Source organism: Microcoleus sp. S13C4 (assembly GCF_036700865.1).
Classification (GTDB): domain Bacteria; phylum Cyanobacteriota; class Cyanobacteriia; order Cyanobacteriales; family Microcoleaceae; genus Microcoleus.
Genome location: NZ_JAUBPS010000157.1, coordinates 1 through 2,139 on the forward strand (window position 1 = coordinate 1; position 2,139 = coordinate 2,139).

Annotated in this window: 1 protein-coding gene; it reads left to right on the top strand. The window is 45.6% G+C overall.

Annotation, left to right across the window (positions count from 1 at the left end; genetic code table 11):
• Positions 1-766 precede the first annotated feature (766 nt).
• Positions 767-2,139: DUF4347 domain-containing protein (locus QT996_RS28340; RefSeq protein WP_333050819.1), on the top strand; the 1,373-nt coding region annotated here is incomplete at its 3' end.

Below are 2,139 nucleotides of genomic sequence, written 5' to 3' on the forward strand. Positions count from 1 at the left end.
GCGAGGATTTAATAGGGTTGAATCCGGGTTTGAGTTTCAATCAACTCAGCATCACTTCTACCAACAATCAGACTGTGGTTAGTGTGACTGGCACCAATCAATTGTTAGCGAAGCTTAACAATATTACGCCCGGTATTCTCACCGCTAGCGATTTCACTCAGGTAACAATCTAACTGCCTCTGGTAGGGTGTGCAACGCGCATCTTACCAGAAGCGGAAAATCTCGTAGGGTGCACAACGAGTACCGCCCGAATAAAGCAAGCTTTCTCACCAACTGAATTTCGCCTTTTCTGGAAGTTTTTGCGATCGGGCCAACAGGAAAAATTAATCAAGGTTGGATGTAAATTTTCCGGTTTTAGGCAAGGCAAATGTATAAGGTACTAGCTAGGTCAATTATTAGGAATTCGGAGCCGCCCATATCTTTTCTGAATTTCCCATGACTCAGGAACAAAAATGGTTTGATGGGCCACTTATATCGGTAAGATGCGTATTGTGCACTCTACATATAGAGTTTCTAGGTTCAGGAGTTTACATTACATCCTCTGCCGTTAATCGCTATCAAACTCGCAGTCGCAACAGACCAAAACCCCTCTCCCGATACAAGTACCGGATTTCAATCATGGAGAACAAGAAACTTTTCTCCTTAATTGGAATTCCCCAGGTTGATCGCTGAGGTATTCATTCTGCTTGCGGTTTCCAGCATCTCTAATCTTCTGCTTTCAAGGTGAATCTACAGCACATAGTAAACATTCACATGGGTATGCAAAATGAGTTCAATTTTTGCCAGTATAGATTCACAATCTGGTATCCCCAATTCTCTTCCTAAATCTATTGTCTTCATTGACTCAGACTTAGATGACTATCAAAATCTGGCGGGCGGCGTGCTTCCAGGTACGGAGACAATCATATTAGAGAAAAATGGCAACGGAGTCGAGCAAATTACTGCTAAACTGCAAACTATCGCTGCGGCGGGAGGAACTGTAGACCAAGTTCACATTTTTTCTCACGGCAATTCTGGCAGCTTACAGCTTGGTTCTGCGACGTTGAATTCGGATAATTTGCCACAATATGAAAGTCAGTTGCAAGATTGGCGAAATGCACTGAGCGAAAAAGCTGATATCGTGATTTACGGTTGCGATGTTGCTGCGGGTTCGGGTAGTGATTTTGTCGATCGCCTGGGCGAGTTAACGGGGGCTGATATTGCAGCATCTACAGATCGCACTGGCCGCGGTGGTAACTGGAATTTGGAGTTTACCAAGGGTGATATTGAAGCACCGCTAGCCTTGACTCCAGACGCAATGGCGGATTACCGAGGGACTTTAAAGACTATTACGGTTACCAACAATAACGATAGCGGATCCGGTTCCTTGAGAGATGCGATCGCCTCCGCAGCGGCCGACGATACCATTCAATTTGCCTCCAGTCTTGCCAGCCAAACAATTACTCTAACTTCCGGTCAACTTGTCATCAATAAAAACTTGACACTTGATGCAAGTGGTGCTAGCAATTTAACCATCAGTGGCAACAACACTTCGCGGGTAATCTTCACAGAAGGTTCGACAAATGTTACTCTAAAAAACCTGATTGTTGCCAACGGCAAAGTTTCTGGAACCGATCCGAATAATGAGGATACTAGCAGCGGTGGTGGCATTAAAACGGGAGGTAACAGTACTTTAACTTTAGAAAATTGCCAAGTCAATAATAATGTTGCTGGTTACGCTGGTGGCATTTACGCGGGTTTCAAGAGTACCACTAATGTGCTCAACAGTACCTTTACTGGCAACGACGGGCGATCGGCTAACAGCGAACGAGGTGGCGGTGCGATCAGCACAAAAAGTGGAGGTTCTCTCACTGTCAAAGGCTCTACTTTTACCAACAACAAAGGCATTAACGGCGGGGCCATTAACCACCTTTTGGGCAACCTAACCGTCGAAAATTCAACTTTTTTAAATAACGATTCTACGGCAGGAACCGGAGCAAATACCAGTGGTTATGGCGGTGCAATTTACACCGACGGTGCTAATGCTTCCGGCCCAAATAGTACACCTGGGTCTGTCGGTGGGACGATCGCCATTCGGAACAGTCGCTTTGAGGGCAACAAAGGCGCAGGGCAAGGCGGCGGGATGTTTCTCTTTGTATA